At 44.1% G+C, this 22,469-nt stretch carries 15 protein-coding genes; 7 read left to right on the top strand and 8 right to left on the bottom strand.

Translation table 11 applies throughout. The features are described 5' to 3' along the window. Positions 1-313: 313 nt before the first annotated feature. From AC1DXF_RS04765 to AC1DXF_RS04755, 3 genes are all read left to right on the top strand, one after another. Positions 314-4,468, top strand: coding sequence for a hybrid sensor histidine kinase/response regulator (locus tag AC1DXF_RS04765; RefSeq protein WP_477446654.1), 4,155 nt, complete (start codon positions 314-316; stop codon positions 4,466-4,468). A 35-nt stretch (positions 4,469-4,503) separates the two neighbouring features. Further along, positions 4,504-5,286 carry an NIPSNAP family protein gene (locus AC1DXF_RS04760; protein ID WP_477446652.1) on the top strand — a complete coding sequence of 261 codons (783 nt, stop codon included), beginning with the start codon at positions 4,504-4,506 and terminating at the stop codon, positions 5,284-5,286. A 273-nt stretch (positions 5,287-5,559) separates the two neighbouring features. Further along, on the top strand, positions 5,560-5,898 hold the full coding sequence (locus AC1DXF_RS04755; RefSeq protein WP_477446650.1) for a response regulator: 339 nt from the start codon (positions 5,560-5,562) through the stop codon (positions 5,896-5,898). An 80-nt stretch (positions 5,899-5,978) separates the two neighbouring features. On the opposite strand, the gene AC1DXF_RS04750 is transcribed toward AC1DXF_RS04755, so the two are convergent. The 8 genes from AC1DXF_RS04750 to AC1DXF_RS04715 form a co-directional block, all read right to left on the bottom strand. Next, positions 5,979-7,649 carry an alpha-amylase family protein gene (locus AC1DXF_RS04750; RefSeq protein ID WP_477446648.1) on the bottom strand — a complete coding sequence of 557 codons (1,671 nt, stop codon included), beginning with the start codon at positions 7,647-7,649 and terminating at the stop codon, positions 5,979-5,981. Between the two features lie 108 nt (positions 7,650-7,757). Further along, positions 7,758-9,056 (bottom strand): sensor histidine kinase, encoded by a 1,299-nt coding sequence (locus AC1DXF_RS04745; RefSeq protein WP_477446646.1) that lies wholly within the window; start codon positions 9,054-9,056, stop codon positions 7,758-7,760. Next, on the bottom strand, positions 9,040-10,413 hold the full coding sequence (locus AC1DXF_RS04740) for a sigma-54-dependent transcriptional regulator (protein WP_477446644.1): 1,374 nt from the start codon (positions 10,411-10,413) through the stop codon (positions 9,040-9,042). Before AC1DXF_RS04740 ends, AC1DXF_RS04745 begins: the two co-directional genes overlap by 17 nt. A 75-nt stretch (positions 10,414-10,488) precedes the next feature. Next, entirely contained in the window at positions 10,489-11,676 is a 1,188-nt protein-coding gene (locus AC1DXF_RS04735; RefSeq protein WP_477446642.1) for an ABC transporter permease, read from the bottom strand. A gap of 29 nt (positions 11,677-11,705) precedes the next feature. Next, positions 11,706-12,938 carry an ABC transporter permease gene (locus tag AC1DXF_RS04730; protein ID WP_477446640.1) on the bottom strand — a complete coding sequence of 411 codons (1,233 nt, stop codon included), beginning with the start codon at positions 12,936-12,938 and terminating at the stop codon, positions 11,706-11,708. Between the two features lie 22 nt (positions 12,939-12,960). Further along, positions 12,961-13,626 carry an ABC transporter ATP-binding protein gene (locus AC1DXF_RS04725; RefSeq protein WP_477446638.1) on the bottom strand — a complete coding sequence of 222 codons (666 nt, stop codon included), beginning with the start codon at positions 13,624-13,626 and terminating at the stop codon, positions 12,961-12,963. Between the two features lie 131 nt (positions 13,627-13,757). Further along, positions 13,758-15,215: a TolC family protein gene (locus AC1DXF_RS04720; protein ID WP_477359612.1), complete on the bottom strand. Its 1,458-nt coding sequence runs from the start codon at positions 15,213-15,215 to the stop codon at positions 13,758-13,760. Between the two features lie 151 nt (positions 15,216-15,366). After that, positions 15,367-16,614, bottom strand: coding sequence for an efflux RND transporter periplasmic adaptor subunit (locus tag AC1DXF_RS04715; RefSeq protein WP_477446636.1), 1,248 nt, complete (start codon positions 16,612-16,614; stop codon positions 15,367-15,369). A gap of 543 nt (positions 16,615-17,157) precedes the next feature. Here AC1DXF_RS04715 and AC1DXF_RS04710 point away from each other — a divergent pair. The 4 genes from AC1DXF_RS04710 (at position 17,158) to AC1DXF_RS04695 (ending at position 22,338) form a co-directional block, all read left to right on the top strand. Continuing rightward, on the top strand, positions 17,158-18,468 hold the full coding sequence (locus tag AC1DXF_RS04710) for a hypothetical protein (protein WP_477446634.1): 1,311 nt from the start codon (positions 17,158-17,160) through the stop codon (positions 18,466-18,468). A gap of 6 nt (positions 18,469-18,474) precedes the next feature. Then, positions 18,475-19,404: a nucleoside hydrolase gene (locus AC1DXF_RS04705; protein ID WP_477446632.1), complete on the top strand. Its 930-nt coding sequence runs from the start codon at positions 18,475-18,477 to the stop codon at positions 19,402-19,404. A 319-nt stretch (positions 19,405-19,723) separates the two neighbouring features. Next, a complete protein-coding gene (locus AC1DXF_RS04700) occupies positions 19,724-21,940 on the top strand; it encodes an outer membrane protein assembly factor BamB family protein (protein WP_477446630.1) in 2,217 nt (738 codons plus the stop codon). Positions 21,941-21,957: 17 nt separating this feature from the next. Further along, a complete protein-coding gene (locus tag AC1DXF_RS04695; RefSeq protein WP_477446628.1) occupies positions 21,958-22,338 on the top strand; it encodes a DUF5071 domain-containing protein in 381 nt (126 codons plus the stop codon). Positions 22,339-22,469: the final 131 nt, after the last annotated feature.

Here is a 22,469-nt window from a genome sequence, read left to right as displayed (position 1 = left end):
AGATATTTGAAAAGCCCGTTCCTGAAAATGAAATGGGCTTTTTTGATTTATTATCGTGCGTTAAGTTTTTAGTCGGAGAATCCATCTCTTTGCTTCTAAAGTACTTCAAAATCTTCCTTTTATCTCCCAAAAAAATACTTATATTGAACCTGTAAATCAATATTGACCTATCAGTATTGATTTAAAATCTACAGCCTGTTATCGTACCCCCTTATGATAACAGATTTTAACGTGACCAATTAACGATCAAGACGTCAATAATTTGAATATTTACAGGTATTTATTTTTAAGTTTACTACTGCCGCTTTTTGCTTTGAAAAGTTTTTCGCAGCAGGGTAACCTTAAATTTGAGCACTTTGGTACCCGTGAGGGTTTGTCGCAGGTTAATGTGAGTTGCATAATGCAGGGTAGCCGCGGTTTTATATGGATAGGCACCCGCGATGGCCTTAACCGTTATGATGGCTACAGTTTCATAAATTATAAACATAACGCTACCGATAACAATAGCCTGAGCAGCAATGTGGTGACTGATGTGGTTGAGGATAAGCAAGGCAATATTTGGATTGCTACCGCTATCGGGTTAAATAAATACGATTTTAAGGCCGGCCGTTTTTCGCGTTACCAACACGATGATAATAATAGCAACAGCTTATCGGGTAATACCATAAATGACCTGGCTATTGATCACGACGGCAATTTATGGATAGGGATGCAAAGGAGCGGGCTCGACCGTTTCGATATCAAACAAAATAAGTTTACACATTATCGCCATTCCGATACAGATAGTACATCATTGAGTAATGATAATGTGGCTTCGATGCTTGAAGATTCAAAACACAATCTTTGGGTGGGCACATCGGGCGGGGGATTAAACCTGCTTGATAGAAAGAGTAATTCATTCAGGTTGTTCCGGCATTCAGATTCAGATAAAAGTTCCATTTCCCAAAATAATGTTACAGCTATTTTTGAAGATGGTAATCATAAAATTTGGGTAGGTACTATGGATGCCGGGCTTAATTTATTTGACAGGGATAAAGGCACGTTTAAACACTATTTACATAGCGATAAACAGGCCGGTACTATTGCAGGCAATACGATCATGAGCATAGGCATGGACCTGAGCAACAACCTTTGGGTGGGATCGGAGAATGCCGGGCTTAGCATCTTTAACTTCAGGACAGGGTCAATCAATACTTATGCCCATGACGACATCGATAAAAACAGCATCAGCGGTAATACCATTTACAGTATCTGCCGCGATAGGATAGGTAATATGTGGCTGGGGGCTTTTAGCGGTGGTGTTAATTTGTATAAGCGCAGCACCGAAAGCTTTACTCATTACCGGCACACAACATCAGCCAAAAGCTTGTCGAATAATTTTGTGCTGGCGCTTTATGAGGATAATGATAAAAATCTTTGGGTAGGCAGCGATGGCGGCGGGATAACTGTTTTTAACAAAGATGGCAGCGTGAAACAGTACTTAAAACAGCCCGGCGATAAAAATAGTATTTCGGCCAACTATGTACTTACCATTAACCAGGATTATCAGGGTAACTACTGGATAGGCACATGGTCTGGAGGCATTTCTGTTTTAAATAAAAATACAGGGAAATTCACCAATTATCTGAGTGACCCTTCAAATCCGAATGGCTTAAGTAATAACAATGTATACGCGTTGATACATACCCGCGATAATAACAGCTGGATAGGTACTTACAACGGAGGGCTGAATAGGTTTGATAGCAAAACTAAAATATTTAAAACCTTCAGGTTTGATCCGCATAATACAGGCAGCCTGAGCAGTGATAGGATTTACTCCTTATTGGAAGATAGTAAAGGAAACCTGTGGATAGGCACTTTTGATGGCGGTCTGAATAAATTTGATCCGGCAACAAACTCTTTCACGCGCTTTACACATAATGAAAAGGCAAACAGCATTAGCAATAACGGCGTTCCGGATATTTTTGAGGATAGCAAAGGACGGTTATGGATTAGTACCTTGTTGGGTTTAGATCTTTTTGATCCGATTACCAAACGCTTTACCGTTTTCGGCATAAAGGATGGTTTGCCCAGCGATATCATTTACGCGGTAAGGGAGGATAAAAAAGGTATGCTGTGGGTAAGCACCAACAACGGGCTCTCTAATTTTGACCCTGTTAAGCGCACCTTTAAAAATTATACTGTTGAGGATGGGTTACAGGAGGATGAGTTTAAATCGCACTCGGCATTGCAAACCAGCGACGGTAAATTATACTTTGGCGGCATCAACGGCTTTAACGGGTTTAAGCCCGAACAGATTTTAAAGCCCGCCGGCTTTTCGCCATTGGTGATTACCGATTTTCAACTTTTTAATAAATCGCTAACGGTAGCCCGTGATGCAAATGACCCTTCGCCGCTTAAACAGGATATTGTAGATACAAAATCTATTACGTTATCCCATCGCCAGTCGGTAATTACCCTGCGCTACGCGGCGCTTGATTATGCATCAGCCGACAAAAATGAATACAACTATATGCTGGAGAATTTTGACAAGGACTGGAATAATGTAGGCAGCCGTAACACAGCATCGTACACCAATTTACCGCCGGGACACTATCAGTTTAAGTTAAAATACAAAAACACCACCGGCACCTGGTCGCCGGTTAGGCTGGGCTTACAGATTATTATTGTACCTCCGTTTTGGCTAACCTGGTGGTTTAAATTACTGGCAATTTTGGCGGTTATTGGCTTGGTAGATGTTATTTTCCGGTACCGTATTATGCTGGAAAAAAAGAAAAAAATGGTACTGGAACGTTTAGTTGAAGAACGCACCGACAGCCTGACCAGGATGACCATTGACGAAAGAATCTCGCGAGAGGCAGCCGAGAAAGCCCGTGAGGAGGCCGAAAAGGCAAAGGAGGATGCCGAGGCCGCCAACAAAGCAAAAAGTGTTTTCCTGGCTACAATGAGCCACGAAATCCGTACGCCTATGAACGGGGTAATTGGTATGGCATCGCTGCTTGCCAGTACCAGCCTTAGCCCCGAGCAGGAAGAATATACCGAAACTATAAGAACAAGCGGCGATGCGCTGTTGACGGTTATTAACGACATCCTTGATTTTTCAAAGATAGAATCGGGAAATATGGAAATTGAGCAGGAAGACTTTGACCTGCGCGACTGTATAGAAAATGTATTGGATGTTTTTGCCGAAAAATCATCGCGCGCCAATATCGATTTGGTATACCAGGTGCAGCATGACGTGCCGGCACAAATAATTTCCGACTCGTTACGGCTCAGGCAGATCCTGATAAACCTGGTTGGCAATGCCATCAAATTCACCGCGCAGGGCGAAGTATTCATCAGCGTATCTGTTAAAAGTAATAATGACGATGTACTTGAACTGCTGTTTAAAGTACGCGATACAGGTATTGGTATTCCGGAGGATAAAATGGGCCGGTTGTTTAAAGCATTTTCACAAGTTGATTCAAGCACCACCCGCAAGTATGGCGGCTCGGGGCTGGGCCTGGCTATCTGCGAAAAGCTGGTTAAGATAATGGGGGGCGAAATAATGGTAAAAAGCGAAGTAGGGGCGGGCACTACCTTTGCCTTTAGCATAAAAACAAGAAGCGGTAGTAAAACCCAACGTAACTATGTTTACCAAAGCCTTGCCGAACTGGAGAATAAGCGCATCATGGTAATTGATGACAATTCAACCAATCGCGAAATTATGGAGACGCTGCTGCGCCAATGGAAATATGTACCGGTAATGGCATCGTCAGGCACCGAGGCTATTAAAATTCTGGCCCAGACCGAGGCTGTTGACCTGGTGATAACAGATATGAAAATGCCGGAAATGGATGGCGCCCAGGTATCAAAAGAAATTAAAAAGCAATGGCCGGCCCTGCCTGTAATACTTGTAAGTTCGGTAGGTAGCGAGCAACATAAAAACAACGAAGCAAACCTGTTTAATGCTGTGTTAACCAAACCCATAAAACACCATGTGTTGCATAAACTGGTTACAGAACAATTGAAGACGCTGGCGCCTGTTAAAAAAGAGGTGCAGCTTACACATTCGCAGTTTTCGGAAGATTTTGCCAAACGCTACCCTATGCGTATTTTAATTGCCGAAGATAATATCATCAATCAACGCCTGGCTATTCACATCTTAACAAAAATGGGTTTTGAGCCAGACCTGGCCGAAAACGGGCACGAGGCGGTTAATGCGCTGATGGCTAAAGATTATGATGTGATATTAATGGACGTACAGATGCCCGGCATGGATGGGCTTGAAACAACCCGCTTTATACGGCAGAATATGACGATGCAGCCGGTTATTATAGCCATGACCGCTAATGCATTGCCCGAAGACCGGGCGGCTTGTATCGACTCGGGCATGAACGATTATATGAGCAAACCAATGAAGCTTTCGGATATTATGGATATGTTGGGAAAATGGGGCAAATACATTAATAAAATTCCCGAAAACTAAAATTTGAAATTATATTTACGAAATTTTAAGCACCCATGAAAACACAGCTTGCCCGTACTTTAACCTTGGCTTTTAGCTTTTTGCTTCTCGCTTTCAGCTTATCCGCCTCACCCAAAAGGTATTATTACGAGCTTAAAGTTTATCATTATAAAACGCTTGACCAGGAGGCCAAGATTGAACATTATTTAAAAGACGCATATCTGCCCGCGCTACATAGGGCGGGCATACCCAATGTTGGCGTATTTAAACCGATAAAGCAGGATACAGTCGATATGCGTATTTATGTTTACACGCCTTTTACGAGCTTAGATAAACTTACCGGTATTGATAAAAAGTTGCAGGGTGATACCCAATATTTTACCGATGGGGAAGAATACATGAACGCCGATTACAAAGATGCCCCTTATACACGCATCGAAATTATGATATTGCATGCTTTTCCGGGCATGCCTGCACCTGCCGTGCCCCAGCTTACCGGTAATAAAATAGACAGAGTTTATGAGCTCAGGAGCTACGAAAGCCCAACCGAAAAATATAACTACAACAAAGTAAGGATGTTTAATGACGGCGACGAGATAGGCCTGTTTAAACGCCTTGGCTTTAACGCGGTTTTTTACTCAGAGGTGGTATCAGGATCGCACATGCCCAACCTGATGTACATGACAACCTTTAACAGTAAGGAAGAAAGAGAAAAACACTGGGAGGCGTTTAGCAACGATGCCTATTGGAAAACCCTTTCGGCAAAGGCCGAATACCAGCACAATGTTTCGAAAGCTGATATTTTCTTTCTTTTCCCAACCGAATATTCTGATTATTAAGCAGCGCTTTACCGGTATTTAGCAAATAGGACAGGTGCATGCTTTTGCACCTGGTGCTACGGATTGTTTAAGTATTGTTATAAAATACGCCGATAAGCGAAGTTATTGCGGCCGTTATATTGATAGCTGAAGGCAGCCCCGGATTGTACCATTTCTCCGTATGTAGGCTTGTGTAAACATTAGTTGGTTTTAAACGCATAATATTCCTAAAACTACTAACGCAGGCTCGATTTTTGCTGTTGAATTACACAAGTGGGAAATTTAAAAAAAATCATGATAGCGGACGATGATCCGGGGATTGTGGATGCGGTGGAGATCATCTTGGATTTTGAAGGATACAAAGTTTCGTCGACCATTAATGGCGCGACGGTTTTGGATATGAAAACGGAACTTCCGGACTTGCTTTTGCTTGATATCTGGATGTCGGGCTCTGATGGCCGCGATATTTGCCGTGAACTTAAGCAGCGCTTCGATACCAAATCAATCCCAATTATCATGATTTCGGCAAGCCGCGATATTGAGCGCTCTGCTTACGAAGCCGGCGCCGATGACTTTTTGGCCAAACCCTTTGAGATTGATGATCTTTTGGGGAAAATAAAACGCCTGTTGTAGATAAAAATCCTCCCTTAACTGCCGCGGTATACCTACATCGGATTGTTAAGAGAGGATCGGGATGCCTTCAGGCTTATTTTTTAGGCCCAGTTAAAGTCAACTACTTTTCCGTTAAGTTTCCATTTTTGTGGCAGCATCGTTTCCATCCAATCCAAAGGTTCACCTAAGGGCAACACCTTGGCTGCACTGGCAAATGCATTTTTTACAGCAATCTTTTGTTCGGCACCCATGGCCTCGGGCTGCCCGGATATAAATAGGGGGGCACCGCTTTCTGCCAATAATTCCAGCCACTGTTTATTTCTACTCCATGCTATTTTAGTAGTGATACCTACACAATCGCCATCTACAGCATAAAATTTATTGTGCTGCGGCAAGCGGAAAGCCAGCGTATTTACGCCCATTTTGCGTGTGCGTTCCCATTCGTTGCCGCTGGTATCATCGCCTATGCGGCACATTTCAAAAATACCCGCGCTTAAATGGCTCATGGTATTACAGCCTATTACATAAATACCATCGCCGGCTGCTTCGCGGATATCACGGTACAGGTCAAGAATGATTTCGGCTGTGGTTTTACTCCGGTCGTTATAATTCCAGTTGGGCGTCGTGATGCTGTCCTTCATATCAAATCCCCAGCGGCCGGTGATATCATAAGTAGTAAAATCATGTTTAACCATTTCGTAGCCCCATTGCTTATAAAAGGTAAAATTTCGTTTAATACGTTCCCGGTTTTCGGGTATAGTTGGGTCAAGGGTTGGGTTTTTAGGGTCGTCCCTGCCGGGGATTTTTGGCGCCAGCAGGCTCGCCTTCTCATCATGACGGGCGCATAGCGGGCGCATCCATAAGCCGGGACGCATCCCCAGTTTTTTGATTTCATCGCCTAAAAGGTGCATATCCTTAAACTTATCGTTCGGCTTGCTAAAATCATCGTTCCAGCCGCCATCTCCTGGCAATAGTGGTGAGTATGTTGCCCAGCCCGCGTCAATTACCGAAAATGGTTTGTTATTGGTATCGGTAACCAACTCGCTCATCATGGCGGTGGTTTGTTTTATCAGGTCGAAATTGTTGTTACCGTAAGCAAAATACCAATCGTTAATGCCATAAATTGGCTGTTTGGGTAGTCGTGGTTTTTCGCACATAATACCGCAAAAGCGATGATCGGTATAAAAAGCGTTTTCGTCCGGCTTGCTGTGTGTGGTTACAATATCTGCTGCATGTAAGGTGCGGTTGCCCAGCAAAACCCCATTGCCGCCCGAGTGTGTATCCAGGTTAAGGTCAAGGTAGTTCTGGTCCAATCCCCACCAGCAAATACTGCTGGCACCCGTTTTTACCCCGAAGCAGGCCGTTTGCTTTTCGTCGTTTATTAATATATACCAGGGGCTTTTACTTCCGTCGAAGCCAGATTTCCATTTTAAATCACCATAGGACCGTTCCCAATGATCGCCAAGGTATTTTGCGGATGGCGGCGTATTATGTTTCCAGCGCAATCTTACCGCGTTCAATTGTTGCGTTGGCGACCGTAGGTAGATAGCTTTAGCATTGCCACTGGTTTTAAAATCAACCTGGATATCTTTATAGGTGAATTTTGTGCCGTCCATGGCTTTCAACTTAAACCATTCTTCACCGGATTGCGCCCAAACCTCGTCAGGTGCATTCATAGTTGTTGTTTGGGCTGATGTGGCATAAGTTAGGCGGCTAAACAGTACAGCGGCGCCGGTTGTGGCCGTCAGTTTCAGGAAATGTCGTCTTTGCATAGTGATGTTCTGAATTGGATATACAACATTACTAAAAGCATTTAGTGATTTAAAATGAAATGTTGCAAATTGTTGTTGCTAAAACGACTAAAGCCAATCTTATGAGTGCTAAAACCAAATAGCAAATTCGGTTTGCCCCGCGGCTACGGTTTTTAAACTAAATTCAAAACCATGGTTCAGGAGTATCTCGCGTGTTAAAGTAAGCCCTATACCTTGCCCGTCCTTTTTGGTGCTGAAAAATGGGCTGAACAGGTTGGCGCTTTGCTGGGTGCTAATGCCTTTGCCAGTATCGGTGATAGTAAGCTTTCTTTCGTTAGCTATAAAGGCAAACTTTACCAGGCCTTCATCTTCAATGGCTTCAATGGCATTTTTTACAATGTTTATCAGTGCCTGTTCCAATTGTTGCTCATCGGCCATAATGTTTACGACCTCATCCGGCAGGTTAAATTCAAATTCCACTCCCTTTCCTTTGGCCTTTGCGCGCATAAGTGTGGCTACCGATTGTATTAGTTTTTGAAGTAAAACAGGCTGTTTATTGGCAGGCGGGAGTTTCACCAGGTCGGCAAAGTTGCGCATAAACAGGTTTAGGTTTTGGTTACGGTCCATGGCTATCTGTAGGGCATCCTTCAGCATATCAAACTGGTGCCCGGCCCAAAGCTGGTCGGTTTTCATGGCCGATTGCATGATGGAATTTACAGGCCCTATTGTGTTGTTCACTTCATGTGCCATCATCCGAATGACTTTGCCGTAAACCTTCTTCTCGGCTGCAAGAATCTCGGCAGTTAAATCCTCGATCATAATAAAATGACGCGAAAATCCCCTGTCAACAAAGTGCGATTTCTGGAGTTTAAAAGAATTGAGGCCATCCAGTTTTACAACAGCTGTCTCGCCAGACTTGAGCAGTTTCATTTGCTCAAACAAAGGATGTTGCAGGTCATGAATGGAATTGCCCTGCAGTTTATCGTCGGCTATACCCAACAACTGTTGGGCTTTTGGGTTTATCTGCTGAATGCGGTCGTCAAAATCCAATATAATAATACCGGTAGGTGAGGTATAGATCAGTTTTTCTAAAAAGAAATGTTGCTGTTCCTGCCTTGTCCGTTCTGTTCTTAACTCATCCATCATGTGGTTATAAACATCAATTAATGTATCAACCTCGTGCCTGCCGGTTGATAAAAATTTCACGTTAAAATCCTTGTCTTTTATGGCATCCAGGCCCTGCATTAATAGTTTTAAAGGGTTGATGAGCTGCCGGTAAAGCTGGACAGACACGACCACCGAGATAAGCACAAATACCTCCGAAGCAATAAAAAAAACCTTGTTTTGCTGAAAAATAAAATAGGTGAGCACCAGTGTTACCAGGTGCAGTGTTACAACAAATAAAACGTATTTAGTCCTCAGCTTCATCGTATGGTATCTGGTATTTATCAAGCCGGCGGTAAAGGGCGCTCCGCGTGAGCCCAAGGGCCGCCGCTGCCCGGCTTATTTTGTTTTTATGGTGGTCCATGGCGCGTTTTATCATCTCAACCTCCACCTCTTCCAAAGTTAGGGTACCTACGCCGGGTAATTGCATGTTTCCTTTTTTTACCGGCGATAGCTCCAATTGCGATTGGAAATCCTGGATATCTAACTCATCCTTTTTACTCACCAGTATTGATCGCTCTACAAGGTTTTTCAATTGCCTTATGTTGCCTGGTAAAGGTAGTTGTTGCAGCCATTTCATGGCAACAGGCGATACCGATAATTTGGGCCGGTTATATATCTCCTTTAAGTTATTGATAAAATAATCAACCAGTAATGGTATATCCTTTGGCCGTTCGCGCAGGGCGGGCAGGTACACAGTGATCAGGTTAATGCGGTATAACAAATCCTCACGGAAAGTACCGCGCGATACCATTTCATTCAGGTTTTTATTGGTGGCGCAAACTACCCGCGTATCTAATGTTTTGGTACGGCTGCTGCCCAGCATTTCGTAAGTTCTGTCCTGTAGTACGCGCAATAGTTTTACCTGGCTGCTGGCATCCAGGTCGCCAATTTCATCTAAGAATATGGTTCCCTTGTGCGCCATTTCAAAGCGGCCCGTGCGGTCAAAACGCGCGTCGGTAAAGGCCCCGCGGATGTGCCCGAACATTTCGCTTTCAAATAACGACGTAGATATCCCCCCAAGGTTAACCTTAATAAACGGCTTATTGCGGCGCAGACTGTTTTGGTGGATAGCCTCGGCTATCAGCTCCTTGCCGGTACCACTTTCGCCCATGATCAGGATGGATGCATCGGTGGTTGCAACGCGGCCGATGGTTTCCAGTATATCCAGCATTTTGGGGTCCTGCCCTATAATGTTTTGAAAATTATAGGTTTTATCTAACTGTTTACGGGTATGATGTTCTGTTTTTTTATCCCTTAAATCTAACAGGGTTTTAACCGTTTGTAAAAGGTGTTCATTATTCCAGGGCTTGTTGATAAAATCATTGGCGCCCAGCTTCATGCCTTGTACAGCCAGTTCAATGCTACCCCAGCCGGTAATTAATATTACCGGGATGGCGCTGTTAAGTTGCTTGATTTTCTCCAGCAGGTTCATACCTTCCCGGCCCGACGTATCTATCGAAAAATTAAGGTCGAGAATGATTAGCTCCGGGCTTGCTTTTTTTATAATCTTTATAGCCTCGGCAGGCTCTTCGGCGCTCACAGCGTCGTAGCCTTCACTTTTGAGTAATAACAAAAGCGAGGTGCGTACGGCAATATCATCATCAATAACCAGTATCATAATTGCAGGTCAATATCGTAATTAGTTAAAAGTATTGAGTGTTGAGTTTTGAGTTATTTTTTTGAGGCTCATATGTTATTCTTCGTGTAAAGCAACGGCGGGATAAATGGCGGCCGCTTGCCTGCCCGGATATAGCGAACATAAGAATACCAGCACGTAAATAAATATGATTGAAAACAGGATAGCTACCAGGTAAATACCGGCCGAAAGATCAAACACGTTGAGCAGCGGGAACTGCACGGCGAAAAATGACCCGACGATAAGCGAGAAGGTAGCCAGTATCATTGACTCCATAATGAGCTGGTTAGATACCGAGCTACCGGTGGCGCCCACAGCCCTGCGCAAGCCAATCTCGCCACGTCGCTTATTAATGTTATACCAAAGGACTCCGAATAAGCCAAGCGCTACGTTGATTACTAAAAAACAGCCTACAATGGTCAAAACTATCATTGGTACCAGTGTAAAGTAGTTGATATCCTTACGTTTGTTTACCAGGTGCTCAATTTCCACGTTCGAATCTTTCATGTAATTGGCTAAGGTTTTATATAATCGGGCTTCGAATGCAGCGCTGGCGTTAGGCGTAACTTTTACCAGGATCTTTCCAAGTGACCTAAAGCTGCCGGTATCCGTTCTGTGGTATAAAGCGTCGCCCGCAACTGCGTAGTCGCCTTTTGCCTTGATGGCCTGTATTACACCGATAACTCTTTTTTTATCTTTGCCTTCTTCACTTTCCTCTATCAATTTACCTATCGCCTCGCCTTTGCCAAATAGTTTCTCGCGCAGGGTGTTATTAATTACAACTGAAGGCGTTTTGGTTGCCATATCTGTTTTGTTAAACCACCGGCCTTCCACCAACTGCGCGTCTAAGGTTTTGAGGTAGGCATCGTCGGCGTTATACATATTTACATTACTGTAACCATGTTTATTATGGCCGGCCCATCCTGTCCAGGTGTTTGCCGAGAACGGGACGTTATCGCTGCAAAAACTTATTTCGCGTACCTCGGGCATTGCTTTTATGGTTTGGCTCAGGGTTTGGTAATAGGTGTTTAATGAATCGGTATTTTTTGTTTGCAGGGCATTGTTGTAACTCACTACCCACACATTTTTATAATCCATGCCTATTGGTTTTTTATAGTTATTGTAGTAATACACCAACAATGTAAATACGGCAAATAGCACCAGGAACGAGAATAGCATCTCGGACATCAATAAAAAGTTTTGTTTCTTTTTATTCCAGATGAGTTTAAATAAATGCTTAAACATAATATCTTAATTTAAAGGATGAATAATTGTTATGAAGCTTTCAGGGCTGTTACTACGTTTAGTTTTGACATACGCCAGGCCGGGTAAACACCCGATAGTAAGCCAAAGAAAAAACAGATGAGTAATCCTATTCCCAGTACGGTAAAATTGAGGGATAGTACAAGGTTTGGAATAAGGTTCATACTGTTAAGCCCCTGGATGGCGATAAAAGACAATACCACACCAATAAGCCCGCCCAACAGCGTGAGTATGATGTTTTCGACAATAAACTGGTAAACCAAGGTGCCGGACGATGCCCCGAAGGCCTTGCGCACGCCAATTTCTGACGAGCGTTCCATAATGCGGGTAATATTGATATTTACCAGGTTAAGCGTTGGCAGCATCATTACCAGCAAGGCAAATATGCCAATGGTTGTTAATACGATCATAACCCCCGACGATTTTTCGTTGCCGGTATCAACATAGCTTACAATGTAAGGATCGGCATGGCTGAATATTTTATCAAACTCCTTGCTTTCCATTGGTAACCGGGCAACCATACTTTGATATTCATCGTGCATACGCGGCAAATCTGCTTTTGAATTTGCAAGCAATACACCAAAAAAACCTCCCCTGTATCCTTTATCCTTACGGTAATCTGTTTTTGATACAGTATAGGGTAGGTAGATGTCGCCATAGGTCATGTAGCTGGTTATCGGTACATTTTTTACTACGCCGGTTACTTTATATTTCACGTTATCGGCCTCGATGTACTTGCCTACAACCGAGGGTATATCGCCGAAGTATTGCTGTTTCATATCCTCTGATATTACAGCTACTTTATCGGCATTATCAACCTGTTGCTTGTTAAAAGCCTTGCCTTCAATAAAGTCGTATTCCATAATATCCCAGTAGGCATCATTGGTGTATTTATAGTTTACGGCAATCTTTTTATTGTTAACATAGGTATTTGTGCCGCTGAATATAGAGGAAATGCCCACCTTAACAGGCGTTTTTAAACTACCAGCATAGTGGCTTAAAAAATAGTAAGATAAGGGCCCCGAGCTTTGCCCGCCGGTTTTATTTATCTCCTGCATTCTTGAAATGTACAAAGAACGATCGCGTTTCCTGTCGGGATAGCTGTCGCCGGCAATTTTATCTATAAAGGCGGTAAGTACAAGTAGTATGGTAAGGGTAAAGCTGATACCAAACAAACTGATAAAGGTGAAGAACTTCCTTCGCCTCAACACCGCTATGGCTATTTTAAAATAATTTTTAAGCATGACTGATTGTTTAAGCGGTTAATTATTGAACTTGCGAACCATCAAACAGGCGTACCAAACGGTGCGTTTTGTGGGCCATATTTTCATCATGTGTAACCATTACAATGGTGGTGCCTTCGTTGCGGTTAAGATTAATGAGGATGTCCATAATTTCGTTGCCCATGGCGCTATCCAGGTTGCCGGTTGGCTCATCGGCCAAAATAATATCCGGCCGGCCTACAATGGCCCTGGCTATGGCTACGCGCTGGCGCTGCCCGCCCGATAGCTGGGTTGGGAAGTGTTTGATGCGGTTGGCAAGGCCCACTTTTTCCAGTGCTTCTGTGGCCAATGCGCGGCGTTCTTTTGCGGTGGTATCGCGGTACAGCAGGGGAAGCTCTACGTTATCAAGCACCTGCAAATCGTTAATCAGGTGATAGCTTTGAAAAATAAAGCCCAGGGTTTTGTTCCTGAATTGGGCCAGTTGCTTATCATTCAGCTTTTCTGTCGATTTATCGGCAATTTTTATGTTTCCTTTTGATGGCGCATCCAGCAGGCCCATAATATTAAGCAGCGTGCTTTTGCCGCAGCCCGACGGCCCCATGATGGATAAAAATTCGCCTTTGGCCACGTCAAGGCTGATGCTGTTAAGGGCCAGGGTTTCTATAGTGTCGGTGCGGTACACTTTTTCGATGTTTTGTAAACGGATCATATTGGTGAGTTGTGAATGGTGAATAGTGCGTGGTTGGTTAATTATTGAATTATTGAATGACTGAATTATTGAATTTGTATTTTTTAATTATTGAAGCGACGAGTTTTTTGAATTTTTACTTTTGACTTTCTCTACTGGTAGTTGATTTTTCTGTTGGTTTCAAAATCATATAACGATAGGTAGCGTAACTGGTAGTAGGCGCCCCAGAAATCGCGGAGCGAGGCTACATAGTCGCGTTTGGCCTGGTCGTTTTCGCGGAAGGCTATGCCAAGGTCGGTGATGCTCAGGTCGCCTAAAACGTAGCGTTCGCGGGCTATCTGGTACTTTTCAGAAGCTATACTGTCGGCTTCCGCAGTGTATACCAGCTGTTCTTTCATTACATTAAAAAGCGATACCTGGGTTATAATCTGTTGTTTAAAAGTTTGCTTGTCTTGTTCAACGGCATATTCGGTAAACTGCTGGTTGGCCAGGGCTGTTTTGGTGCGCGATTTAGAGCGGCCCCAATCCAAAATCGGCACTGCTAACTGTACCTGCAACACCTGCTGGTTTTGCGGGTTTTTATAAACCCCCGGTATACTGCTTGATGTATTTGAGTAACCCAAATTGGCATTCAATGTAGCGGTTAAACCATTCTGGCCTTTTGCTTTTGCCACATCCCGCTTGGCCTCGGCCACGCGGCGCAAAAACGCAATGGCATCCGATCGGTTGGAGAATGCCTCGGCCAAAACTTTGTCTGCCGATACCTGCATCTGGCTAATCTGCTCGGGTACTACCAGTACAATTTTCTCTTCGCCTTCCTGACCGGTATAGCTGCGCAGGTTAAGGGTGGCAATTTCCATGTCGCGTTTCGCGGTGCCTACAGCTTTTTTTGCGTTTATCTGTTCCAGTTGCAATTGCAGTATTTCGTTTTTTGAAACCTTGCCCAATTCAAATTTAGTATTGGCAATGCTCATGATTTTTTGGGTATTAGCGTAATTGGTTTCGGCAATTTTAAGGTTAACCTGGGCCAGCAGCAAATCGAAAAAGAAACCTTCTACATCTATGGCTATTTTTTCCTGTGCTTCAATGTAGGCCTGCTTACTCTCGTTATATTTTAAAGGCTCAATGCGTTTATCCCACTTTAAACTATTAAACTGAAATAGGGGCTGGGTATACCCGATGCCATAGGGGATGCCATTGTAAAGCACGTTATGCCTGTCGAAATCATCAAAACGCTGCAATTGCGTGGTTCCGTAAATCGTTCCGCCGGTGGCAGTAATGCTCTGGCTAAAATTAAGCGCCAGCGACGAGTTATCATTATGTATAGGCTGAAACTGTATGGTGCCGTCGGGTTGTTGTACCTGGGTAAACGTTTTGGTATATCCCGGTAAAATGCCGCTGAGTGATAGCTGCGGCTGGTAATTTGATTTATAGGTGCGGTATTCCCAGTATTTTGTTTCGCGCACCGTAGCAGCCTGCTTGGCGGCTATGGAGTTGGCCTTAGCCATCTCAACCACCTGCTGCAGGGTAAGCCGAAGCGTATCGCTACTGCCCGCGGCAAATGCCCGTGAAACAATGGTTAGTAATAATATGGTGTATAAGAATTTCATTTGGTGTGTACTTATATTTTGATCTGCTGCCGTATCCGGGCTATTCCAAATACGTCATGTCATTGCGAGCGTAGCGTGGCAACCGCGGACTTTGCATGGCGGACTTGTCCAGTTCGCGATTGCTTCGTTCCTCGCAATGACATATTTGTCATTAATTCGTTATCGTTACTTCCTTCGAGTTTTTAAACTCTGTCATATCCGATGTAATCACAACATCCCCGGGTTTAACCCCATCTTCAATTTCCACATAGTCGAAATTGGTGAGGCCAATGTGAACGGTGCGCCGTTCGGCTTTGCCGTTGTTAATTACAAAAATGTCCTGTACGGTAGGGCCTTTAAATGCCGGGCCGTTGGCTACCCGCAGTATTTTGCTGTGGGTGGCCGTTACCAAAAACACATCTACCTTCATATTGGGGCGAAGTTGTTTGTTCGCACGGTCATCCAGCTGGATATCGAAGGATATAATGCTGTTTTGTATCGATGGCGAAACATTGGTAACATGCCCGCGCAGTTGCGTATCGTTAATACGGATAATTACCGGAATCCCGCTGTGCAGTTGGTCCATCGAATTATCTGATATACTGCCCGATATCTTAAAACTGCCCAGGTTGGCAATACGGGCAAGGGTTTCGCCCTCGTGCACGTTGGCGCCTATGTTTTTGTTTACGTAGGTAATAACGCCGGTGCGGGTAGCCACCACATTGGCCAGTGCAAGCTTGCGTTGCAGGGCCTTCAAATCGTTCTCCTGTATGGCGGCAGCAATCTGGGCTTCTTTAATTTCTATCTGCATGGTTTGCTGCTTATTTTTAATCTCGTTTTCCAGCTGCTTTTTTTCAAGCTGGGCAACTTTCAAATTAAGTTCGGCCTGTTCAATTCCTTCGCGGGTGCCGCCGCCCGCTTTAAACAGGCGTTTGGCATTTTCAACGGCATCGGCCAGGCTGCTGATGCGCAGTTGCTTAATGTCGTTGTTTGATTGGATATCGTAAAAGCTTTTAGCAAGGTCAAGTTTTAGTTTAGCAATCTCGTTTCGTTTTGATTCGAGGGTAAAGTTTAGCTTATCAAATTCTGTTTGGGTGGCCGATTTATCTAAAGTTAATATAGACTGGCCCGGAGTAATTTTATTACCTGCATCCATCAGCGCACTTTTGATTGATGCATTTATCGGGCTGGTGATGATCTCCTCAAACTCGGGCAAAACCTCGCCGGTAGCGTTAAGGGTATTTTCTATATTGCCAACTTCTACGGTGGCGGTAGTAATCTCTGCTTTTTTTACCGATGATTTTATAAATCCCCGAAGAGCAACAATCAGCAGTACTAATACCGCGATACTGATCACTGCGATCACCGCGCCTTTTTTTCTTTTTTGCGATGTTACCTCGAGCGTAATTTCCTTATCCATTGTGATATAATTTGTATAAGGTTTTGCAATAGGTATACCAATGTTAAAGTGTTTATTATTAGTGATTTATGAAATTTTTATTTTGAAAAAGTGTCCGGTATCGGACAAATATTTTGATTTTGGACGGGGGGCTGTCTGAACCGGGATTCATCGGATTTAGCAGATTTTTTTGATTTTGATTTGCAGGCGGAGGAATAATTGATAGTTAAAAATCCAAAAAATCTGATAAATCTGCTTAATCCGAGTTCAGAAAATTGCGTTAGGGACAAAAGCGGATACCGGCCTCGCGCTTAAGGTCTGTGCAGTATGATCCGTTAGCCAACAGACCGGGCCGAAGGCAACGCTAAAAAGAGAGTCAAGAGTCAAGAATCAAGAGTCAAGACTTTTTGAAAAGGCAGGCGACAATGTATAGGCTGCCGAAATATATTATCTTCATTCTGCTAATTTAAAAATCCTGTAAATACTGATTCAGACAAACATTCCTTCCGTAAACAATGTAATTATTATCTTGTTCCACATTTACATCGAACCGGATACTTTGCTATGAAGAAAATACTGCTCTATTTACCCCTGTTTTTTATGTTATCATGCGGACATGGACCGGCACAGCTGGACGAGAATAAGAAACTTAACACCATTGCTACTGAATACGTTAGGCTGGGCCTTAACATTGGACAGTACGATACTGATTTTGTGGATGCCTATTACGGCCCCGACTCGTTGAAGCCAAAATTGCCGCCTGCAAAAGAGTTTCCTAAGGATAGTTTGCTGGCCAATACCAATATTTTGATGAACGAGTTGAAAATAATTTCGACCAACGCGCAAGTTGACAGTAATAAAATGCGGGCAGATTGGATGATCAATCAATTGGTGGCATTTGGCCGGCGCATCAGGATTTACTCGGGCGAAGAGCGCCCCTTTGACGAAGAATCGAAAGAACTTTTCGGCGTATCGGCCCCCGTTTATGACGAGGATCATTTTAAAGCGCAGATAGCTTTGCTTGATAGTATTTTGCCGGGCAAAGGCCGCGTAAGCGAGCGTTTTCAAAAACTGGCCAATAAATTCATTATTCCAAAGGATAAATTAGATCCGGTTATAAAGGCCGCAATTGCCGAAGCCCGCAAACGTACATTGGCGCATTACGGCTTACCCGCCGGTGAGGCATTTACGCTGGAATATGTGACCGACAAACCATGGAGCGGCTATAATTGGTACAAAGGCAATTATAAAAGTACGGTGCAAATTAATACCGACCTGAAAATTTTTATTGACCGTGCCATTGATGTGGGCAGCCACGAAAGTTATCCCGGGCACCATGTTTATAATATGCTGCTGGAAAAACACCTGTATCATGATAAGGGCTGGGTTGAGATTTCGCTTTACCCGTTGTTTAGCCCGCAAAGTTTAATTGCCGAGGGAAGCGCCAATTATGGCATTGAAGTAGCTTTCCCGGGAGACGATAAGGTGAAATTTGCCAAGAACGTGTTACTGCCGCTGGCGGGGCTGGACACCGCCGGCATCGATCTGTATTTTAAAGCACTTGCCATACGTGGCGGGTTGAATTATGCCCGCAACGAGGCTGCAAGGGGGCTGGTAAACAACACCATGTCGAGAGATAAAGCGACCAATTACCTTACCAAATATTGTTTGATGAACGATGAAACGGCGGCAAAATCAATCAGCTTTATCAAAAAGAATCGCAGTTATGTAATTAACTATAATTACGGGCAGGATTTGGTAAAGAATTATATTGAAAGAAATGGCGGCACTGCCAAAAATCCTGCGAAGCAATGGGAACTTTTTGGTAAATTGCTGAGCAATGAGGTCGGCCCCGACCAGTTGCTCCAAAAGTAAACCGCTATGTTAAAAAAAGTTGTCCCTGTTTGCCTCGCTGCGATATTATTAGCAGGCTGCTGCTATGCTCAAAAACGAATAGTTTGGCTTGATTCTGATACTGCCAATGAGATGGACGATTTGTATGCCATTACTTACCTGCTTAAAGATGCAGGCGTAAATGTAGTTGGTCTAAGTTCGGCCCATTTTAATAATGCCGATATGCTTGTTGGCGAAAAATGGCATTATTACCCTACCAAAAACATCAATACAGTACAGCTAAGCCAGGATTTAAACGAGGAGATGTTAAAACTTATGGGCCGCACAGAAATACCACACCCGCTGGGAGGCCGCGGCACTATTGGCCATGCCTGGGGCGGTAAAGAACTGGTGCTTTCGGCAGCCGAAAAGGGTATCATAGCTACCGTACATCAGCTTAAAGCAGGCGAAAAGCTGGATGTTTTGTGCATAGGTGCGGCATCAAACCTGGCCTCGGCTATACAGGCCGATACCACCATTATTCCACATATAAGAGTTTACCTGCTGGCTGCCCGCTATTTTAGCGACCGCAAAGTTTGGGACAAAAGCGAATTTAATGTGCGTAATGACCTGAATGCCTTCGACCTGTTGCTAAACTGCAAAGGTTTGGATTTGACAATTATGCCCATTAATACCGCCATTGCCCTAAAATTCGACCGCACTGTATGCCGCGATAATTTAAAAGATAAGGGTAAATTAGGGCAATTGTTATATAGCCGCTGGGATTTTGTAGAAGCCGGCCAAACCTGGATTATGTGGGACCTTGCCCTGGTAATGGCCTATCTTGATCCCGCCAAAACCGAAAAGATAAGCGCACCCGTGCCGCCAGAGAACGACGCACGTGAGATATCGGTTTACAAAACCATTGATGCGGCTAAAATGCAGGCCGATTTTTGGAATAGGATGGCAGGGAAGTAAATTGAAGATTTTTATTAAAAAAAGAAGTCATCCCGAGTGGTAAAATTTTGCGAAATCGTGAAGGAGGAGTGCTAACCAAATAAAAGACTGTCATGCTGAGGAACGAAGCATCTATTCACGAACTTTTCTATCGGCTATGCATAGCTGAGAGATCTTTCGTACCTACCTATGACAAGTTGAAAAACGGAAGTCGTCCCGTCCGTTAGCTAACGGACGGCATGACATTGGGGATTAAATCGTTGTTATTCCCCTTCGTTATTTCCCCCAATTTTACGGCTCAGCATGCCCATTATAATAATACCATTAACCCGTTATAACAATGAAGTCCCGATTTTTAATAGCCCTTTTATTTGCAACCGGCATTCATGTGTCGTGTAAAAATCCAAAGCCCCGGCATGTCTCAAAACCTGGGCCGCCAGACAGTGGCTGGGGCACCTACGCGGGATCAAAAGAAGGGAACCGTTATTCATCAAACGACGAAATTAATTTAGTCAATGTAAGCAAACTGAAAGTGGTTTGGACTTATAGTACCAACGATAAAGACTCGGCCAACCGCAGCCAAAACCAATGTAACCCCATTATGATTGATGGTATTTTATACGGCACCAGCCCCAAGCTGAAGCTGTTTGCATTGGACGCGGCAACCGGCGAACAAAAATGGCTTTTTGACCCGGCAAAAGCCGATACTACCAACAACGGCGACCCAATGGCTTACTACAAAGTGAGCAGGGGCGTGATTTACTGGCAAAACAAGAGCGGCGGCGAAAAACGGTTGTTTTATAGCGTTGGCGCTAAAACTTTTGCCATCGACGCCGAAACCGGCGGCCCCATTATGACCTTTGGTAAAAATGGTTACCTGGACCTGACGAAGAATCTGGACAGGGATACCAAATCATTTGTGGCCGGCACAACGCCTGGGGTAATTTATAAAGATTTGCTGATAGTTGGCACGCGTGTATCCGAATCGGCAGATGCTGCGCCAGGGCATGTGAGGGCTTACGATGTGCGGAGAGGGAAACTGAAATGGATTTTTCATACCATACCATATCCGGGCGAAAAAGGATATGAAACATGGCAGGATACCGCGGCATGGAAAAAGTTTGGCGGGGCCAACAGTTGGGCCGGAATGGCGCTGGACGAAAAGCGGGGCATAGTTTATGTGCCAACCGGGTCTATAGGCGGCGATTTTTATGGTGGTTTTCGCAAAGGGCAAAATCTTTTCGGTAATTCATTGCTCGCCCTTGACGCAGGCACCGGTAAGCTAAAATGGCATTTCCAGGTGGTACATCATGATCTGTGGGACAGGGACCTGCCCGCCAATCCCAATTTGGTGACTATTACACACGATGGTAAAAAGATTGACGCGGTAGCCCAGATCACCAAGCATGGCTATATTTTTATGTTCGACAGGACAAATGGCAAGCCTATTTTTCCGATAGTAGAAACCCCCGTGCCAACCAAAGGCTTGCCGGGGGAGGTGCCCTGGCCAACACAACCCATCCCGGCTTTGCCGCAGCCTTTTGCCCGGCAAATGTTTAACCCCGAAGATATTACCGACCGCACACCCGAGGCCCACAAAGAAATGCTGGACAAATATAACCAGGTTAAAAACCGCATTATGTTTACGCCACCGAGTAAACAAGGCGGCTGGATATTTCCTGGTTTTGATGGCGGCGGTGAATGGGGAGGTGCCGCGGTTGATATACAAACCAATATTATGTACATCAGTAGCTCCGAATTGCCCTGGGCGCAAGTAATGATAAACGTGCCTAAAGTGGCCAACGATAACTCCCTGAAAGGAGCGGGACAGGTGATTTACAATAAAAACTGCATTGCCTGCCATGGGCCGCAGTTAAAAGGAAACGGCACATCGTACCCATCGCTGGTAAATATTGGCGCTAAGTACAAAGAGGAACAACTAAGCCAGATTATTGCCAACGGCCGTAATATGATGCCATCCTTTAAACAAATAACATCGCAGGATAAAAAAGCATTACTGGCTTTCCTGCTTAAGTTACCTGATGCCAAAGCGGCAAAAATATTAGCTAAAGAACCAACCACAAACCGGGCAGCCAGCACGAAAACCGAAAAGAAAATGGTGGACGAGACACCGTACACGATGACCGGCTATAACCGCTTTTTGGATAAGGACGGCTACCCGGGAATTAAACCGCCATGGGGTACGCTCAACGCTGTTGACCTTACCACCGGTAAACTTTTATGGAAAGTGCCGGTAGGCGAATATCCCGAGTTGACTAAGAAAGGCATCCCGGTTACCGGTACAGAATTATATGGTGGCCCGCTGGTAACCAAAGGCGGCCTTGTATTTATAGCAGCCACTAAGGACGAAAAAATCCGTGCATTTGACAAAAAGACAGGTAAAGTGCTTTGGGAAGCCAAACTGCCTGCCGCAGGCTACGCAACTCCGGCTACTTATGCTATAAATGGTAAGCAATATTTAGTAATAGCATGCGGGGGAGGTAAGATTGACAGTAAATCGGGCGATGAGTATGTTTGTTTTGGGTTGGGGGAGTAAAATTATTGATAAGAGATATGGATATTAAAAAACTTATTCCAAAACATAAAGACGATCAAAAAGTAATTGCAGGCCTTAAAAAGCTTTCGTTTGAACAGTTAGAGCCTATTATTCCCGAGTTGTTAGAATGGCTTCAAGATGCGAATTGGCCAATTGCCAGGCCTGTTGCCGATATTCTTAAACCCTTTGCAAATAGGATAGTTCCTGAAATAATTAAGATCTTAAAAACAAACGATGGAATGTGGAAATTGTGGGTATTGGGATATCTTGCAAGAAGTACAACAGATCCCCTTTTGTTGAATGAAATTGAACGGATCGCGAAATTTCCATCATGGGACGAAATTGAAGATGAGGTTAATTTGGAAGCGATTTCGATTTTGAATGGGGATTATAAATGAGCCTTTAAGGAACATCGGTAAATTGGCAACAAAAATCAAAACAACTTTCTGTCCTGAAATTCCATTAATTATTATATTGCAACATATGCAAAATGATAAAACCGCTTCCCTAAATAAATGCTTAGTTAAGT

Source organism: Mucilaginibacter sp. P2_A5 (genome assembly GCF_056404995.1).
This window is presented reverse-complemented; position numbering and strand designations above follow the sequence as displayed.

Coding starts and splice junctions, on each gene's coding strand:
- AC1DXF_RS04710 (WP_477446634.1), top strand. CDS start 17,158: ATGAAGAAAATACTGCTCTATTTACCCCTGTTTTTTATGTTATCATGC.
- AC1DXF_RS04715 (WP_477446636.1), bottom strand. CDS start 16,614: ATGGATAAGGAAATTACGCTCGAGGTAACATCGCAAAAAAGAAAAAAA.
- AC1DXF_RS04720 (WP_477359612.1), bottom strand. CDS start 15,215: ATGAAATTCTTATACACCATATTATTACTAACCATTGTTTCACGGGCA.
- AC1DXF_RS04700 (WP_477446630.1), top strand. CDS start 19,724: ATGAAGTCCCGATTTTTAATAGCCCTTTTATTTGCAACCGGCATTCAT.
- AC1DXF_RS04745 (WP_477446646.1), bottom strand. CDS start 9,056: ATGAAGCTGAGGACTAAATACGTTTTATTTGTTGTAACACTGCACCTG.
- AC1DXF_RS04730 (WP_477446640.1), bottom strand. CDS start 12,938: ATGCTTAAAAATTATTTTAAAATAGCCATAGCGGTGTTGAGGCGAAGG.
- AC1DXF_RS04750 (WP_477446648.1), bottom strand. CDS start 7,649: ATGCAAAGACGACATTTCCTGAAACTGACGGCCACAACCGGCGCCGCT.
- AC1DXF_RS04735 (WP_477446642.1), bottom strand. CDS start 11,676: ATGTTTAAGCATTTATTTAAACTCATCTGGAATAAAAAGAAACAAAAC.
- AC1DXF_RS04705 (WP_477446632.1), top strand. CDS start 18,475: ATGTTAAAAAAAGTTGTCCCTGTTTGCCTCGCTGCGATATTATTAGCA.
- AC1DXF_RS04755 (WP_477446650.1), top strand. CDS start 5,560: ATGATAGCGGACGATGATCCGGGGATTGTGGATGCGGTGGAGATCATC.
- AC1DXF_RS04725 (WP_477446638.1), bottom strand. CDS start 13,626: ATGATCCGTTTACAAAACATCGAAAAAGTGTACCGCACCGACACTATA.
- AC1DXF_RS04740 (WP_477446644.1), bottom strand. CDS start 10,413: ATGATACTGGTTATTGATGATGATATTGCCGTACGCACCTCGCTTTTG.
- AC1DXF_RS04760 (WP_477446652.1), top strand. CDS start 4,504: ATGAAAACACAGCTTGCCCGTACTTTAACCTTGGCTTTTAGCTTTTTG.
- AC1DXF_RS04695 (WP_477446628.1), top strand. CDS start 21,958: ATGGATATTAAAAAACTTATTCCAAAACATAAAGACGATCAAAAAGTA.